The sequence below is a fragment of the Thauera phenolivorans genome, assembly GCF_001696715.1.
Lineage (GTDB): Bacteria > Pseudomonadota > Gammaproteobacteria > Burkholderiales > Rhodocyclaceae > Thauera > Thauera phenolivorans.
The window spans coordinates 129206-145532 of record NZ_MBFM01000002.1 but is presented as its reverse complement, the minus strand read 5'-3'; the positions used below and the strand labels follow the sequence as shown (position 1 = coordinate 145532).

Below are 16327 nucleotides of genomic sequence, written 5' to 3'. Positions count from 1 at the left end.
GAGACCGCCATGTACGACATCTGGCTCGCGCTCAACATCCTCTTCGAACTGTTCCTCGGCTACCTGCCGCTGGTCGCCGCCATCGTCGTCGCCTGGCTGGTGCTGATGGCGATCGCCTTCGGTCGCGGCCGCCCGGGCTGGCGCCGGGGCCTGGGTCCGGCGCTGATGCTCGCACTCCTGGTGGCGATCGCCGCCTTCCTCGCCATCCCCTCACTGACCAAGTCCTCGCTGTCGGAGATGGGCTACTGGGTCGATTGGGCCAACCTGATCGCGATCGCGCTCGGCTTCGGCGGGGTCGCACTCGCGCTCGCCTGGCCGCTGTTTGCCACCCTTCGTCGGCGTTTCCGCTGAGACCAGGCAGCTTTCCAGCAGGCCTGTCCACGGACGGGCTTTCCCTTCCATCCTCGATACAAGGCTCCCCTCATGATCATCAAACGCCTGCTCATCGCCGCCTCCCTCGGCATGATGTCCCTCACCGCCCACGCCAGCGAGATCGGCATCTCCGCTCAGGACACCTATCTCAAGGTGCAGGGCGCCGACGCCAAGGTGCTGTTCGTCGACGTGCGCGATCCGGTCGAGATCATGTTCGTCGGCTTCACCGACGAGGTGCACGTCAACATCCCCTTCATGCTCGTCGATCGCACCCAGTGGAACGCGGAGCGCGGCGTGTTCCGCCTCTACCGAAACCCCGACTTCGTCGCCCAGGTCCGTGCCGAACTGCAGAAGCGCGGTCTCGGCGACGAAACCGAGATCATCACCATGTGCCGCTCCGGCAGCGAGCGCGGCGAACCCAGCGCCGCCTTCCTGCGCGAGAACGGCTTCCCCAACGCGCGCTTCGTGGTCAATGGCTTCCAGGGCTCGGCGACCAAGGACGGCCCGCAGGCCGGCTTCCGCCTCACCAACGGTTGGCAGAACAGCGGCCTGCCGTGGAGCCCGAAGATGAACGCCGAGAAGATGTACCGGCTGGATCGGCGCTGAGCGGCCGCGCTCGGGGCCCGCACCCTCAGCGAGGCCGGGCCGGGCTCAACCCTTCACGCACACCAGCGGCGCCACCCGCGCGACCTTTCTCGCCAGTCCGGCGCGGTCGGCGGCCTCGACCACCGCGCCGACGTCCTTGTAGGCGAGCGGCGCCTCCTCGGCCACGCCGCGAAAGCTCGGGCTGCGGATGAGGATGCCGCGCGCGGCCAGTTCGTCGACCACGCTGCGCCCCTGCCAGCGCCGCAGCGCCTCGTTGCGGCTCATCGCCCTGCCGGCGCCATGGCAGGCCGAGCCGAAGGCGCGCTCCTCGGTGCCGGCCGCACCGGCGAGGATCCACGACGCGGTGCCCATGCTGCCGCCGATCAGCACCGGCTGCCCGAGCTCGCGATATTCGGCGGGCAGTTCCGCATGGCCCGGACCGAAGGCGCGCGTTGCCCCCTTGCGATGGACGAACAGGCGCCGCCGCCTGCCGCCCGCAAGATGCGTTTCCTCCTTGCAGGTGTTGTGCGACACGTCGTACAGCAGGCCGAGGCGTGCGCCGGGCAGGATCTCGGCGAACACCTCGCGCGTGAGCTGGGTCAGGATCTGGCGGTTGGCGAGCGCACAGTTGATCGCCGCCCGCATCGCTCCGAGGTAGCGCTGGCCGAGTGAAGAGTTGAGCGGCGCGCAGGCGAGCTCGCGGTCCGGCAGCACGATGCCGGCCTCGCGCGCGCCGAGCACCATCTCGCGCAGGAAGTCGGTGCCGATCTGGTGCCCCAGCCCGCGCGAGCCGCAGTGGATCGTGACCAGCACGTCGCCCTCGGCGATGCCATAGCCGCGTGCGACCGCGTCATCGAACACCTGCTCGACCACCTGCAGCTCGAGATAGTGGTTGCCCGAGCCGAGCGTGCCCATCTCGTCGCGCTGGCGTTTCTTTGCCTGCTCCGACACCGCCGCCGGGTCGGCACCGGCGACGCAGCCGTATTCCTCGATGAACAGCAGGTCGGTCTCGCTGCCGTAGCCTTCCTTCACCGCCCAGCGTGCGCCGCCGCGCAGCATCGCGTCCATCGCCGAAGCGGACAGGCGGAGCGCGCCGGTGCTGCCGACGCCGGCGGGAATGCGGGCGAACAGGCGGTCGGCCAGCGCGTTCTTCACCGCCTCGATGTCGGGCCGCTTCAGGCCGGTGCGCAATGTGCGCACCCCGCAGGAGATGTCGAAACCGACCCCGCCGGCCGACACCACCCCGCCCGCCTCGGCATCGAAGGCGGCCACCCCGCCGATCGGAAAGCCGTAGCCCCAGTGGGCGTCCGGCATCGCATAGGCGGCGTCGACGATCCCCGGCAGGCTCGCCACGTTGGCGAGCTGCTCGGCGACCTTGTCGTCCATGTCCAGCACCAGCTCACGCGACGCGAAGATCACGCCGGGCACGCGCATGCGACCGCTGGCGGGGAGCTCCCACTCGAACGGTGCACGCTGACGGAAACGGTTGAGGTCCATCTGCCATCTCTCCTTGCGGATCCGCCTCGGCGTGGCCCGCGATCGGTTCAGAAGGGAGAAGCCTACGCGCTCACACGTCGACCACGCACTGCGCGAGCCAGCGCCCGTCGTCGTTGCAGCCGACCTTCAGCTCGCAGAAGGAGGCGCCCTTGGTCTCGGCCGCGGGCTGGTGGCGTGCGGTATCCACCGGTTCGCCCCAGGCGGTGGCGGTAAGCTGCGTCCCCGCGATCGCGAGCTCGAAGCGCGAGAACAGCATGCGCCGAACCGCCATTTCGTAGATCAGGGCGTTGAGCCAGTCGAGCAGCAGGAGCTCGAGCTCGGGCGCCTCGCAGGCAATCGCCACCGGTGTGCGCGGTGCGACCGTGGCCGGGTCGCAGATGGCCGCGGTGAGCGCGGTCGCCGCGCCTGCGAAGGCCTCCTCGACGCTCGCGCCGAGGCCGCGCACGCCGACGTCGGCCTGGTGGGCGAAGGTCTCCCATTTCATCGTCCGCCCCGCTTCCGCCAGGCTTCGAGGCAGGCGACGACCTCCTCGTCCTCGACCTGGCCGAACTCGCGGTAGAACTGACCGACCGCGCGGAAATTCCACGGCGCGTGCAGGCACACCACCTCGTCGGCGAGCGCCTCGACCTTCTTCAGACTGTCCGGCGCGGCCACCGGCACCGCGCAGATCAGCTTCGCCGGTGCCTGGGCGCGCACCGCATGCAGGGCGGCGATCATCGTCGCCCCGGTGGCGAGGCCATCATCGACGATGATCACCGTGCGCCCGTGCGCGTCCACCGGCGGCCGGCCGGGCGAGTAAAGCTGCCGGCGTTCGCGCAGGCCCGCGAGCCGCCGCGCCCGCTCCTCTTCCAGCCAGGCCTCTTCCGCCTCGCCCGGGTCGGAGACGAAGGACCATCCGCTCTCGTCGATCGCGCCCACCGCATATTCCGCGTTCCAGCGCGAACCGAGCTTGTGAACCAGCACCACGTCGAGCTCGCCGTCCAGCGCTTCCGCCAGCGCCGCCCCCATCGGCACCGCGCCGCGCGGGATCGCGAGCACCAGCGGCCGGCTGCCGGCATGGGCGGAGAGCGCTTCGGCGAGTCGACGCGCCGCATCCAGACGATTCTCGAACATCATGGCCTGTCCTCCCGGTGTCGCCTCGCGGTCGTGCGCCGCTTCTCCATCCTAGCCGCGTCTGCGAGGCTCTGCGGGCGATCGCGCAACTCCAGGTCGCGGCGGCGGCCGCCGTGTCATCCGCGATGGATCAGGCCGCGGGAATGGAAAGCCCCAATTCCCGGATCGATCGCCGGGGCGGATGTGTATAATCGCGCCCGCCGAAGAGGATTCGGGCGAGGGTGGCGGAATTGGTAGACGCACTGGATTTAGGTTCCAGCGCCGCAAGGCGTGTGAGTTCGAGTCTCATCCCTCGCACCAACCGCAGGAGTCGTTGATTACGCGTCAGGCGGACACTGCCGCCTGCCCGCCATCAACGCCGATCCGCCGCCAGCGTCTTGCGCTTCCCTCCCAGCATCTGCCACAGCCGCCCGCCTGCGACCTCCTCGCCGGTCAATACGTAGGTCAGCGTGTGCTCGTTCGCCATCGACAGCTCGAGTTCGCTGCGACAACCGGCCGCGCTGGCCAGTAGCAGTTCGTCGCCGCGTCGCAACGGCGTGTCGTCCGCGGGGACGAGAAGCGCTTCGCCGTCTGCGCGCTTGAGATAGAGCACTGCGCATCGCAGCGCTGAGTCCCGCCTGGCCGGTGCAAGCAGCAAGTCCCCGATTCGCACCTCCCTGCCCTCGGCGAGCCAGCGCGTGAGCGCCTCGGCCTGCGCGGCGTCGATCGTCACCCCCCAGATGTCGGGCCGTTCCTCGCCGATCAGCCGGGTCAGGCGGTCGAGCTGGTGCGCGCACCAGGGCTCGCTCGCCGCCCGCACCGCCAGCTTGAAGGGCAGGAACAGCGGAGTCGCGAGGATGGAGAGGCATTCGTTGGCGATGACCTCGCTCGGCACCACCGAGATCTCCGCATTGAGCACGGTGAACAGGTCGCGGTTGGCATAGCGATTCTGCCGCGCGATGACGAACAGGGCCGGATTGAGCTCGCGCGCGGTCACCACGATCGACAGGTTGTCGAGGTCGGAGTTGGTGCCGGCGATGATGCCATCGGCTTCGCGCACGCCGGCGCGCAGGAGCGTGACCTCACCGGTGGCATCGCCCACGACCCAGCGGTGGTCGATCTCGTCGGGCGGGTCGGGATCGATGATGGTGATCTCCAGCGCCTCGTCGTCCATCACGTCGATCAGGCCTGCGGCAAAGCGGCCATGGCCGCAGACGATCCAGCGCCCGCGTGGCGGAACACTGTCGGTCGTATGGCGACTGTAGCGGAACCCGGTCAGCCAGCGCAGCAGCATCCAGGCCGAGGGGGTGCGCAGCGCCAGGCCCAGGGTCTCGCCGAAACGCTCGAAGGGGTTGATGATGTGGCGGGTGCCGAAGGAGGCCATGTTGGCCGCGACCTCCCGCCGTTCGGCGCGGCACAGCGCCGGCACGTGGGTGGCCAGCAGGCGCGCCGAGATCGCGATCGCGAGGTTGGTGTGGTCGTCGTTGGTGAGTGCGATGACGCCGGCGCAGTCGCGATGGATCAGGCCAGCCAGCCGCAGGATCTCCGGCCGCCCGGCGTCGGCGCATACCGCGGGGATGTCGGCACGATGCTCGTGCAGGTCGATCTCCGCCATCCTGGTCTCGTCGATCTCCACCACCACCGCGCGCCGCCCCATCTGGTCGAGCGCGCGGCAGATCAGGCGGCCGGTCTCGCCGTAGCCGCAGACCAGGTAGAAGGGTTCCCGCAGATGGCGCACCGCGCGCGCGAAGCGCTCGAGCGCGAACGCGTGGCGCAGGTTGCGATCGGAGAGCAGCCCGATCAGGGTGCCGAGGGTGTAGGTCCAGCCCACCACCGACAGGTAGATGGTGATGATCACCCACAGGCGCTGCTGCGGCGAGAAGCTGTAGGGCACCTCGCCGAAGCCGATCGTGGTCGCGGTGTAGCTGACGAAGTAGAAGGCCTCGAAGAAGCCGAGCCGGCGTGGCTCGCCATCCTCGCCGATGCCCGGCACCAGGGTGAGGCCGAGCACCGAGATCGCCATGCTGGTGACCAGCAGGATCAGCGGCATGCGCATGCGCCGCAGGACCAGGAAGAAGACGCTCTGATGCCGCATCGCCGAGCGCAGCATGGCGGTCGGCGCTCAGCGGCGCTGCAGGATGGTCTCGGAGATCAGGATCACCACCGAGACGATGTTGGCGAACAGCGCACCGCCGGAGAGCGAGACGATGCGAGCGGTCATCTCGGGGTCGAGCCCGCCCGCCGAGACGTGCGAGGCATAGCCCCACACCATCGACGCGGCCAGGAGCTGAAGGTCGGCTACCAGACTGGTCGCAAGGTGGACCGCGCCGATCTGGGTGCGGTCGCCGAGCTTGAGCAGAGTCGCGATCATGCTCACCACGAGCGCCGCGAACAGCTCATAGACGTCGTGGTGCGCCGGATTTTCGATGTCGCCGACGAAGAATCCGAAATTCAGCGTGGCGGCGAGCATGATGAAGAAACCGAAGACGACTTTTTCCAGATTCATCGCTGCCACCATCGCACGGAGCAATCAATGTGCCGAGTATAACGGGATCAGTTGGTGTCGCGCCCGTAGGTATCCTCGAAACGCACGATGTCGTCCTCGTCCAGATAGCTGCCGGACTGGACCTCGATCAACTGCAGCGGCAGCTTGCCGGGGTTGGCGAGGCGGTGGGTGGAACCGAGGGGAATGTAGGTCGACTGGTTCTCGCCGAGCAGGAAGGTATCCGCGTCTCGCGTGACCTCGGCCGTGCCGCTGACGACGATCCAGTGCTCGGCACGGTGGTGGTGCATCTGCAGGCTGAGCTTGGCGCCCGGATTGACCACGATGTGCTTCACCTGGAAGCGTCCGCCGTGGTCGATCGAGTCGTACCAGCCCCAGGGGCGATACACCTTGCGGTGGCTCTGGGTGAGCGTGCGGCCCTCGGCCTTGAGCCGGGCGACGACCTTCTTCACGTCCTGGGTGCGGTCCTTTGCCGCCACCAGCACCGCGTCCGCCGTCTCGACGATCACCATGTCATCGCAACCGACCGCCGCCACGAGGCGGTCCTGGGCGTGCACCAGGGTGTTGCGGCTGCCCTCGAACATCACCTCGCCGCGCGCAGCGTTGCCCTCCGCGTCCTTGGCCGACACCGCCCACAGCGCATCCCAGGCGCCGATGTCGGACCAGCCGGCGTCGAGCGGCACCACCACCGCGCGGCCAAGCTCGGGCGCGGCGGTGAGGCGCTCCATCACCGCGTAGTCGATCGACTCCGAGGCACAGGCGAGAAAAGCCGCCTCGTCCACCCGGACGAAGTCGAAGTCCTGATGCCGACCCTCGTGGGCGAGCCGGCAGGCGGCAGCGATCTCCGGGTGGAAGAATTCGATCGCGGCGAGCCAGGCCGAGGCCCGCATCATGAAGATGCCGCTGTTCCAGAAGTACTCGCCGCTGGCGACGTAGCGCTCGGCGGTGGCGGGGTCGGGTTTCTCGACGAACTCGGCCAGCGCCCGCGCGCTCGGCGCCTCGCTCAGCGCGTCGCCGGCGCGGATGTAACCATAGCCGGTCTCGGCGTGAGCGGGCACGATGCCGAAGGTGACGAAGGCGCCCTTATGTGCCTGCGCCGCACCCTCGGCGATCGCCCGGTGGAAGACCGCGACGTCGCCGATCAGATGGTCGGCCGGCATCACCAGCAGCACCGGGTCGCCCTCGCTCGCCGCGAGCAGTGCCGCCAGGGTGAGCGCGGGCGCGGTGTTGCGCCCCGCCGGCTCGAGCACGATCCGGGGCGCGTTCGCGCCCGCGGCGCCGATCTGGCGCAGCTGCTCGGCGATGATGAAGCGGTACTCGGCGTTGGTGACGACGATCGCCTGCGGGTCCACCTCACCGGCGGCAAAGCCGTTCAGGCGGAGCGCAGTCTCCTGCAGCAGGGAGTGCTCACCGGTAAGCGCGAGCAGTTGCTTGGGATGGCTCTCGCGCGAGGCGGGCCACAGCCGGGTGCCGGAGCCACCGGAAAGGATCACGGACTTGATGGTCATGTCAGGGCTCTTGTTGTCTGTTCCTGGAGAGGCGGACGCCGGGTTCACACCAGCGTCTCGCGCAGCATGCGAGCCACGCCGAGCCGCCAGTCGGGCAGCACGAGGCCGAAGGCGGTACGCAGCCGGGTGGTGTCGAGGCGGGAATTGAGCGGCCGGCGCGCCGGCGTCGGGTACTCGGTGGTCGGGATCGGCGCGATCTCGGCCACCTTCAGCTCGACGCCGAGGCGACGCGCCTCATCGATGACGAAGCTCGCGTAGCCGTGCCAGCTCGTCTCGCCGCCAGCGGCGAGATGGTAGGTGCCGGCGCGCGCCGGATCGGCGAGCGCGCCACGGATGGCGTGGGCGCTGACGTCGGCGATCAGCTCGGCGCCGGTGGGCGCGCCCACCTGGTCGGCGATCACCGTCAGGCGCTCGCGCTCGGCGGCGAGCCGCAGCATCGTCTTGGCGAAATTGCCGCCGCGCGCCGCATACACCCAGGACGTGCGGAAGATCAAATGCCGGCAGCCGCTGGCGCGGATCGCCGCTTCGCCGGCGAGCTTGCTGCGCCCATACACCGACAGCGGGCCGGTGGGGTCGTCCTCGCGCCAGGCGCGCGTGCCGCTGCCGTCGAAGACGTAGTCGGTGGAGTAATGCAGCAGCCAGGCACCGCTTTTGGCCGCCTCGGCGGCGAGCGCCGCCACCGCCTCGGCGTTGATCGTGTGCGCGAGCGCAGACTCGCTCTCCGCCCTGTCGACAGCGGTGTGTGCGCCGGCGTTGACGATCAAGTCGGGCGCGAGCGCGCGCACGCTTTCGGCGAGTGTCTGCGGCCGCGAGAGATCGCCGCACAGCCCCTCCCCGCCCGCGCGCCCGAGCGCCACCAGCTCGCCCAGCGGCGCCAGCGCGCGTTGCAGTTCCCAACCGAGCTGGCCGTCCTTGCCTAGCAGCAGAATCTTCATCCGGGGCGTCTTTTCGTGATGTTCTGGCCGCGCATTATCGCATCGTGATCATGTCGGTGGCGTGGCGCATCACTCACCCGCGGGCAAACGGAGGTTCTTCGGTAGCAGCGGCGAACGCCGCGTCGCGTCCGGCGCAGCCGCGCCTGCCCGTCCTACATCCGCAGGCGCTCGGCGTAACCCGTCATCTCCAGGTAGCCCTGGCCGATTTCCGTCTCCGCGCCCTCGCGCAATTCGAACAGACGCACCGCGCCCTCCCAATAGATGGCGCCGGTGGAAGCCCTGCTGTCGAGCTCCTGGTCGTCGAACAGCGGCCGCAGGCGCAATTCGCGCGCACCCGCCGGGGTGTCCAGCCGCAACGCCCACTCCACCGGGTATTCCACTTCGGTACGAGGCGAGCGCCAGTGTCGCAGGGGGCGGAACTCGACCACCGCCGGCCCCTGGTCGCGGTGCTCGGCGCCGCCTTCGCGCAGGGTCACGGCGGTCCACAGCGCGCGCGCCTCCCCGTCGCGCATCCGGAACGCCATCAGCGAACCCCCGCCGTGCAGGTTGATGCCGATCCAGTCCCAGCCGCGCGCGCCGTCGGGCATCAGCTCGCTGGACCACTCGTGGTCCAGCCAGGCATGGCCCTCGACCGGGCGCGCCCCGCCGTCGAGCGCGAGCGTGCCGCGCACCGCAAGCCAGGGCCGGCTGTAGTAGTGACTCGCGTGCTTCGGGTCCGCCGCCTTCTGGCTGTAGCCACCGCGGCCGTTTTTCACCGGCGGCTCGCCGGCCTCGAAGTCGAGCTCGAAGGCGAAATCCGCCGCCTCGATCCGCGTCCGGTAGGTCTGCCCCTGACCCGTTTCGTCGCGCAGGAACCAGTCGCCGATGCGCACCGCGGTGTGTCCGGCGCCCGCCCCGGCAAGGCCCTCGAAGGCACGTGCCGAGCGTTCGGCGTGGCGCAGGCGGCCGGTCTGCGGGTCGGCAACAGCGGCATGGGCGAGCACCAGCTGGCGCGGCGCAAAGCGGCTCGGATTGTCCTCGCCGATGCGGGTGCGCACGCGGAAGAAGGTGAGCTGGAAGCCGCGCTCCACCCCCGCCTCGTCCTTCAGCCAGCCGGTGATGTACCACCACTCGGTGCGGAAATCGGGATGGGCGCCGAGGTCGCGCGGAAATTGCAGCGCCACGCCGGGGACGACCGGCGGATACGGCGCCGCTTGCTGCGCGCGTGATGCGCCGATCGCGCCCACCAGGAGCGCGACCGCCAGCACGAACGTCGTCAGTGACGCCCGCATCAGAGACTTCGTCATGCCAACCTCGCTCTGCATCCTCACACTCCGGGGCCTCACCAGTCCGCCTTCACCGCCAGCACCGCAGAGCGCCGCATCGCGCGCGCGCCCGCCAGGCGCGCCACCAGGGCGGCAAGCGCCACCAGGGTGAGAGCGAACAGCGCAAGCGGCCTCCAGGGCACGGCGAGGTCCATGCTCCAGTGGAAGCTCTGGCGGTTGATGACCTCGATCAGCACCCACCCGATCGCACCGCCGGCGAGCAGCCCGGCGACAACGCCGAGCGCGGCGGTGATCGCCCCCTCGAGCGCGATCAGGCGGCCGATCTCGCCGCGGGTGAGCCCGAGATGGCGAAGCATGCCGAATTCGCCCTGGCGGGTGGTAGACAGCGCGGCGAAGGTGGTGGCGATGCCGAACAGGCCGATCACCACCGCCACCGCCTCCATCAGGTAGGTGATCAGGAAGGTGCGGTCGAAGATCTCCAGCGTCGCCGCGCGGATCTCGCCCGGCAGCGCGATGCGCACGTGTTCCGGACCGAACAGGGCTCGCACCCGCTCCGCCACCGCCGACAGCTCGTGGCCGGGGGCGACGCGGACGGCGACGTCGTTGATCCGGGTGTCGCCGGTCAGCCTCACGTAGTCGTGCGCGCTGAGCACCGCCGCGCCGTACTGGCGGGCGTAGTCGCGCCAGATGCCGGCGACGACGAAGCCCTCCATGCGGCCCCCGATCGGCAGCTCGAAGCGGTCGCCGAGCGCCAGGCGATGGCGGTCGGCGGCAGCCTCCGACACCCAGACGGGCGGCAGCGCCGCGCCCGCCGGCACCTCCTTGCTGCCGGCGATCAGCGGCAGCCCCCAGCCGCCGCCGACCACCCGCGACAGCACGCTGAAGACCGGCTCCTCGTCCGACAGGCGCAGGTTCACCAGCCGCGTGGTGCCGATATCGGCCACCCCGTCGAGCGCGGCGATGCGCGCCACCGCCTGCGCATCGAGGTAGCCGCTCGCCGCCGCCGACGAGGCGCGCACGTAAAGGTCGGCCGGTAGCAACTGCCCGAGCCAGTCGTCCACCGAGACGCGGAAGGAGCTCACCATGATCGACATCGCCGTCGCCAGCGCCACGCTCGCGATGACGCCCGCGCCCGCCACCACCGCTTGGCCCGGGGTCGCGCTCAGGCGGGCGTGGGCGAGGCGCCACAGCGCGCTGCGCCCGCGCCCGAGCAGGGGAAGCAGCGCGCGTGCCAGCGCCGGCAGCGCGGCCACCGCGGCGAACAGGACAAGCACCACCGCGGCATAGCCACCGAGCGGAATGCCGTACACCGGCGGCAGCAGGCAGGCGAGCGCCGCGAGCCCGCCCGCGGCGAGTGCGGCCGGGCCCCGCCGGCGCGGCTGCAGCAGGCCGCTGCGCTCGCTCGCGCCCGCGCGCAGCGCCTGAGCCGGCGCGGCACGAGCCGCCTCGCGCGCCGGCAGCCAGGTGCCTGCCACCCCCGCAGCCACGCCGAGCAGCAGGTAGGCGGCGGCGAGCACCGGATCGAAGCTCAGTTGCGGGCTCAGCCCGTCGAAGAAGCCGGCGCCGAGATCGGCACCGACCAGGCGGAACGCGGCCCCGGCGAGCAGGTGGCCGAGGACCACGCCACCCAGGCCGCCGCCCAGCCCGACCGCCGCCCCCTCGGCAAGCAGACCGCGCATCAGTTCGCCGCGCTCGAGGCCGAGCGCGCGTAGCAGCGCGAACTCGCGCCGCCGTCGCGCCACCGACAGGAGCTGGGTCGAGAACACCAGGAAGCCGCCGGTGAGCAGCGCGATCGCCGCGAGCATGGTCAGGTTCACCCGGTAGGCGCGCGACAGGGTGCCGACCTCGGTCGCCGCCGCCTCCGGCTCGCGCAGCGACACGCCCGGCGGCAGCAGCGGCGACAGCGCGGCGATCGCCGCCTGCGGCGTCACGCCCTCGCGCAGCGCGAGGTCGACCCGGCTCAGCACGCCGATCCGGCCGAACAGCTGCTGCGCGGCGCCGATGTCCATCACCGCGAGCGCGGCGCTGCTGCCCGGCAGGCTCCCGGCCACCCGCAGGCGATGGCTGCGTACCCCGGACTGCAGCGCGAGCCTGCCCTCGGCGAGTGCCGGCGGCAATGGCCTGCCGTCGCTATCGACGGCGGGCGTCGAAAGCGCATCGCGCGCGGCTTCGGAAAGGAACAATCGATCGGGCTCGAGGGCGAGCAGACTGCGGCCTGCGCCCACGTCGGCACCGACCTCGGCGCGCGGCAGCAGCGCGGGCTGCACCGCGGCGATGCGGAAGATGTCGACGCCGAGCACGGTCAGGGTGTCCTCCCGCCCCGGCAAGCGCGCCTCGACCTCGAGCAGCGGGCTGGCGTCGGCCACCTCGGGGCGACCCGCGAGCAGCGGATAGATCGCCTCGTCGAAGCCTTCGCGCGGGCCCACCAGTTGCAGGTCGGCGCTGCCCGAGAGCAGGCGCACGCCACGGCCGAACTCGTCGAGCGCGGCAGCATGGATCAGCTGCACCGCAAGCCCGAGCGCCACGCCGAGCGCGATCGCCAGCAGAGACAGTGCGGTGGCGAGCCGGCGGCGCAGCAGACTGGCGAGGAAGACGCGACGCAGGGTCGGCTTCACGTCAGCCCCGTGATGTCGCGCAGCCCGCCGACGCCGAGTTCGAGCACCCGGTCGGCGCGCCGCGCGGCGATGCGCGAGTGGGTCACGAGCACGCCGGCAGCGCCGTTCTCGCGCACCTGGCCGAGCAGCAGGTCGAGCACGTCGGCGGCGCGGCCGGGATCGAGGTTGCCGGTGGGTTCGTCGGCCAGCACCAGCGCCGGTCGATGCACCAGCGCGCGCGCGATCGCCACCCGTTGCATCTCGCCGCCCGAGAGCTGCTGAGGGGCGTCGTCAGCTCGCGCCCCGAGACCGACGCGTTCGAGCATCGCGCGTGCCGCGGCCGCGGCCTCGCCGTCCGCGCGGCCGAGCAGCCACAGCGGCAGCGCCACGTTCTGCAGCAGGCTCAGGTGGGGGAGGATGTGGAATGCCTGGAACACGAACCCGAAGTGCTGCCGGCGCAGGCGGGCGAGCGCGTCGTCGTCGCGGCCGTCGATGCGCGCCTCGCCGAGGGCGATGCGGCCGGCATCGACCGGCTCGAGCCCGGCAATGCAGTTGAGCAGGGTGGACTTGCCCGAACCGGACTCGCCGACGATGGCGACGCACTCGCCCGCGGCGACCCGCAGGTCGAGACCATCGAAGAGGACGCGCGGCGGCGAGCCGGGGAGCGTCTTGCGCAGGGATTCGATATGCAGCATCCGACCATCACATCAAACATCAACATACAGGGCGCGGCACCGCCGCGCCCGAAACCACCGGAGCCCTGCCCCCAGGGCGATAGCGACCGCCATCGCGGGCACCACCGCCGTTATCGCGCAGGGGGCTGCGCTCCTACACCGCCCCGCGCGACGTGCATGCTCGCGGCGGGTCGTCGTGCCTTCGCTCGAATCGCTTATACTCCCCGCGCCCCAAGGGCGCCAGCACCCGCCCCACCCGCGCGCGCCAGCGCCCGCCCGACGCCCATCCGATGCCGGTCGATCACTACGAGAACTTTCCTGTCGCCTCGATCCTGCTGCCTGCCCGCCTGCGCGAACCGGTGGAGGCGATCTATGCCTTCGCCCGCGGCGCGGACGACGTCGCCGACGAAGGCGATGCCTCGAGCATGGCACGGCTGGCCCGCCTGCACGACTACCGGCTCGCGCTGGAGGCCTGCGCGCGCGGGGTGGGGGTGCGCGACCCGAGCCTGGCGCCGATGTTCGAGCGCCTCGGCCGCGCCATCCGCGAGCACCGCCTGCCGCTGCAGCCGCTGCGCGACCTTCTCGACGCCTTCGCCCAGGACGTCGGCAAGACCCGCTATCGCAATTTCGCCGAGCTGCGCGACTACTGCCGCCGCTCGGCCGACCCGGTGGGCCGGCTGATGCTGTGCCTTTACGGCGCCGCCAGTCCCGACACGCTCCGCATGTCGGATGCGGTGTGCACCAGCCTGCAGCTGATCAACTTCTGGCAGGACGTGGCGCCCGACTGGGACAAGGGGCGGATCTACCTGCCGCAGGACGACATGGCGCGCTTCGGCGTCGGCGAGGACGACATCGCCGCGGGCAACTGCGATGCGCGCTGGCAGGCCCTGCTCCGCTTCCAGGTCGAGCGCGCGCGCGCGCTGATGCGCCAGGGCGCGCCGCTCGCCGCCCAGCTCCCCGGGCGCATCGGCTGGGAGCTGCGCCTGGTCGTGCACGGCGGGCTGCGCATCCTGGAAAAGATCGAGGCCGTCGGCTACGACGTGTTTCGCCGGCGCCCGGTGCTCGGCCGCGGCGACTGGCCGCGGCTCGCCTGGCGCGCGCTGCGCCACCCTGGAACGAATTCATGAATCCCCACGACTATTGCCAGGAAAAGGCTGCCAAGAGCGGCTCCAGCTTCTATTACAGCTTCATGTTCCTGCCACCCGAGCGCAGGCAGGCGATCACCGCGCTGTACGCCTTCTGCCGCGAGGTGGACGACGTGGTCGACGAATGCCATGACCCCTCGCTCGCCCAGGCCAAGCTCGCGTGGTGGCGGCAGGAACTCGGCCGCGTGTATTCGGGCACGCCGACGCACCCGGTGGGCCTCGCGCTGCAGGACGTGGTCGGCCGCTACGCCATGGCCGAGGAGCAGCTAGAGGAGATCATCGACGGCATGGCGATGGACCTGCAGCAGACCCGCTACCTGGACTTCAAGGGACTGCAGCTCTACTGCTACCGGGTCGCGAGCGTGGTCGGCCTGCTCGCCGCCGGCATCTTCGGCTATCAGGAGCGGCAGACGCTGAAGTACGCCCACGACCTCGGCATCGCCTTCCAGCTCACCAACATCATCCGCGACGTCGGCGAGGACGCGCGCCGCGGTCGCATCTACCTGCCGGTGGACGAACTGCAGCGGTTCGACGTGCCGGCGAAGGACATCCTCGAGGCGCGCTACACCGACAACTTTCGCGCCCTGATGGCCTTTCAGGCCGAGCGCGCGGAGCGCTTCTACGACCAGGCGCTGGCCCAACTGCCGGCGGTCGATCGCAGGGCGCAGCGGCCGGGCCTGATCATGGCTGCGATCTACCGCACCCTGCTCGAGGAGATCGCCGCCGACGGTTTCCTCGTCCTCGACCGGCGCACCTCGCTGACGCCGCTGCGCAAGGTCTGGATCGCGGGCAAGACCTGGATGAAGGGCTGAGCGGGTGGCCGCGCCGACCGTCGCCGTCATCGGAGCCGGCTACGCCGGGCTCGCCTGCGCGGTCGAGCTCGCGCGCGCCGGAGTGCACGTCACCGTGTTCGAACGCTCGCACACGCTCGGCGGGCGTGCGCGGGTGGTGCACAAGGGCGGCCACTGGCGGGTCGACAACGGCCAGCACATCCTGATCGGCGCCTACTCGGAGCTCACCCGGCTGCTGCGCGTGACCGGCGTGTCGCCCAAGCAGCTGCTGCACCTGCCGCTCACCCTGCACTACCCCGGCCGCCTGCACCTGCAGGCCGCCGCCCTGCCCGCCCCCTTCCATCTCGCGCTCGGCCTGCTGCGCGCGCGCGGGCTCACCTGGGCCGACCGCCTTGCGATGCTGCGCCTGATGCGGAGGCTGAAGAAGGCCGGCTTCCGGGTGGACGCGAAGATGCGGGTGGCCGAGCTGCTCGCCGACACCGCGCAGACGCCGGCGCTGGTCGAGCTGGTGTGGGCGCCGCTGTGCGTGGCGGCGCTGAACACGCCGGTCGAGGACGCCTCCGCCCAGGTTTTCACCAACGTGCTGCGCGACAGCCTCGCCGCGAACGCCGCCGCGAGCGAGCTGCTGCTGCCGCGCACCGACCTCTCCGAGCTCTTCCCGGTGCCGGCGGTCCGCTATCTCGCCACCCGCCGCGGCCGCCTGCGCAATGGCGACACCATCGAGGCGATCCATCCGGTCGCCGACGCGCTCGGCGGCGGCCTTCGCCTGCAGGGCGATCCGGCGGGCACGCCCTGGCACCAGGTGGTGATCGCCACCGCGGCCTACCACGCCGCGCCGCTGCTCGCCTCCACCGGGCTGTGCGACGACCTCGCGACCGCGATCGAGCGCCTGCCGCACGAGCCGATCGTCACCGTCTATCTCGGCCTCGGCGCCGGCCAGCGCCTCGCCCACCCGATGATCGGCCTCACCGACGGGCCGGCACAGTGGGCCTTCGACCGCGGCCAGCTCGGCGGCCCCGAAGGCCTGCTCGCCTGCGTGATCAGCGCCCACGGCGAGCACGAGGCGCTGTCGCGCGAGGCGCTCGTCGATGCCACCCGCGCCCAGCTCGAACGCCAGCTCGGGCGCCCGCTGCCGGTGCCGGAGTGGTCGCAGGTGATCACCGAGAAGCGCGCCACGATCGCCTGCCGGCCCGACGTTTTTCGCCCTGGGATCCGCACCCCGGTGCCCGGGCTGTGGCTCGCCGGCGACTACCTCGCCTCCGACTACCCGGCCACGCTGGAGTCGGCGGTGCGCTCGGGCGTGGCCTGCGCGCAGGCGATCCTCGCCCAGCTGCCCGCCCGCTGAAGCCGGGGCAGCGGGGGCCGC

Annotated in this window: 15 protein-coding genes and 1 tRNA gene; 6 read left to right on the top strand and 10 right to left on the bottom strand. The window is 71.1% G+C overall.

Annotated features, from left to right (window positions below; translation table 11 throughout):
- The first annotated feature begins 9 nt into the window (after positions 1 to 9).
- Entirely contained in the window at positions 10 to 351 is a 342-nt protein-coding gene (locus BB334_RS04170) for a hypothetical protein (protein ID WP_068804723.1), read from the top strand.
- A gap of 72 nt (positions 352 to 423) precedes the next feature.
- Positions 424 to 978 carry a rhodanese-like domain-containing protein gene (locus BB334_RS04165; RefSeq protein WP_232756649.1) on the top strand — a complete coding sequence of 185 codons (555 nt, stop codon included), beginning with the start codon at positions 424 to 426 and terminating at the stop codon, positions 976 to 978.
- Between the two features lie 45 nt (positions 979 to 1023).
- On the opposite strand, the gene BB334_RS04160 is transcribed toward BB334_RS04165, so the two are convergent.
- From BB334_RS04160 to BB334_RS04150, 3 genes are all read right to left on the bottom strand, one after another.
- Positions 1024 to 2454 (bottom strand): RtcB family protein, encoded by a 1431-nt coding sequence (locus BB334_RS04160; protein WP_068804720.1) that lies wholly within the window; start codon positions 2452 to 2454, stop codon positions 1024 to 1026.
- A 70-nt stretch (positions 2455 to 2524) separates the two neighbouring features.
- Positions 2525 to 2938 carry an archease gene (locus BB334_RS04155; RefSeq protein WP_068804717.1) on the bottom strand — a complete coding sequence of 138 codons (414 nt, stop codon included), beginning with the start codon at positions 2936 to 2938 and terminating at the stop codon, positions 2525 to 2527.
- Positions 2935 to 3570: a phosphoribosyltransferase gene (locus BB334_RS04150; protein WP_068804716.1), complete on the bottom strand. Its 636-nt coding sequence runs from the start codon at positions 3568 to 3570 to the stop codon at positions 2935 to 2937. Before BB334_RS04150 ends, BB334_RS04155 begins: the two co-directional genes overlap by 4 nt.
- Before the next feature lie 212 nt (positions 3571 to 3782).
- Here BB334_RS04150 and BB334_RS04145 point away from each other — a divergent pair.
- Positions 3783 to 3867 (top strand) — tRNA-Leu (locus BB334_RS04145).
- A gap of 52 nt (positions 3868 to 3919) precedes the next feature.
- On the opposite strand, the gene BB334_RS04140 is transcribed toward BB334_RS04145, so the two are convergent.
- The 7 genes from BB334_RS04140 to BB334_RS04110 form a co-directional block, all read right to left on the bottom strand.
- Positions 3920 to 5641, bottom strand: a complete 1722-nt coding sequence (locus BB334_RS04140; RefSeq protein ID WP_232756648.1) for a potassium channel family protein — start codon at positions 5639 to 5641, stop codon at positions 3920 to 3922.
- A 27-nt stretch (positions 5642 to 5668) separates the two neighbouring features.
- Positions 5669 to 6052 carry a DUF6394 family protein gene (locus BB334_RS04135; RefSeq protein ID WP_068806094.1) on the bottom strand — a complete coding sequence of 128 codons (384 nt, stop codon included), beginning with the start codon at positions 6050 to 6052 and terminating at the stop codon, positions 5669 to 5671.
- A gap of 47 nt (positions 6053 to 6099) precedes the next feature.
- Positions 6100 to 7557 carry a mannose-1-phosphate guanylyltransferase/mannose-6-phosphate isomerase gene (locus BB334_RS04130; protein WP_068804705.1) on the bottom strand — a complete coding sequence of 486 codons (1458 nt, stop codon included), beginning with the start codon at positions 7555 to 7557 and terminating at the stop codon, positions 6100 to 6102.
- Between the two features lie 44 nt (positions 7558 to 7601).
- On the bottom strand, positions 7602 to 8492 hold the full coding sequence (rfbD, locus tag BB334_RS04125; RefSeq protein ID WP_068804703.1) for a dTDP-4-dehydrorhamnose reductase: 891 nt from the start codon (positions 8490 to 8492) through the stop codon (positions 7602 to 7604).
- A gap of 152 nt (positions 8493 to 8644) precedes the next feature.
- Positions 8645 to 9778, bottom strand: coding sequence for a lipocalin-like domain-containing protein (locus BB334_RS04120; RefSeq protein WP_232756647.1), 1134 nt, complete (start codon positions 9776 to 9778; stop codon positions 8645 to 8647).
- A gap of 35 nt (positions 9779 to 9813) precedes the next feature.
- Entirely contained in the window at positions 9814 to 12372 is a 2559-nt protein-coding gene (locus tag BB334_RS04115; protein ID WP_068804700.1) for an FtsX-like permease family protein, read from the bottom strand.
- A complete protein-coding gene (locus tag BB334_RS04110; RefSeq protein WP_068804699.1) occupies positions 12369 to 13046 on the bottom strand; it encodes an ABC transporter ATP-binding protein in 678 nt (225 codons plus the stop codon). The genes BB334_RS04115 and BB334_RS04110 overlap by 4 nt, the downstream gene beginning before the upstream one ends.
- A gap of 269 nt (positions 13047 to 13315) precedes the next feature.
- On the opposite strand from BB334_RS04110, the gene hpnC reads away from it, so the two are divergent.
- From hpnC to hpnE, 3 genes are read left to right on the top strand one after another with little or no spacing between them, the layout of a single operon-like run.
- Complete coding sequence (hpnC, locus tag BB334_RS04105; protein WP_068804698.1) at positions 13316 to 14152, top strand: squalene synthase HpnC; 837 nt, start codon at positions 13316 to 13318, stop codon at positions 14150 to 14152.
- Positions 14149 to 14982 (top strand): presqualene diphosphate synthase HpnD, encoded by an 834-nt coding sequence (gene hpnD / locus BB334_RS04100; protein WP_068804696.1) that lies wholly within the window; start codon positions 14149 to 14151, stop codon positions 14980 to 14982. The genes hpnC and hpnD overlap by 4 nt, the downstream gene beginning before the upstream one ends.
- A 4-nt stretch (positions 14983 to 14986) precedes the next feature.
- Positions 14987 to 16306 (top strand): hydroxysqualene dehydroxylase HpnE, encoded by a 1320-nt coding sequence (gene hpnE, locus BB334_RS04095; protein WP_068804693.1) that lies wholly within the window; start codon positions 14987 to 14989, stop codon positions 16304 to 16306.
- Positions 16307 to 16327: the final 21 nt, after the last annotated feature.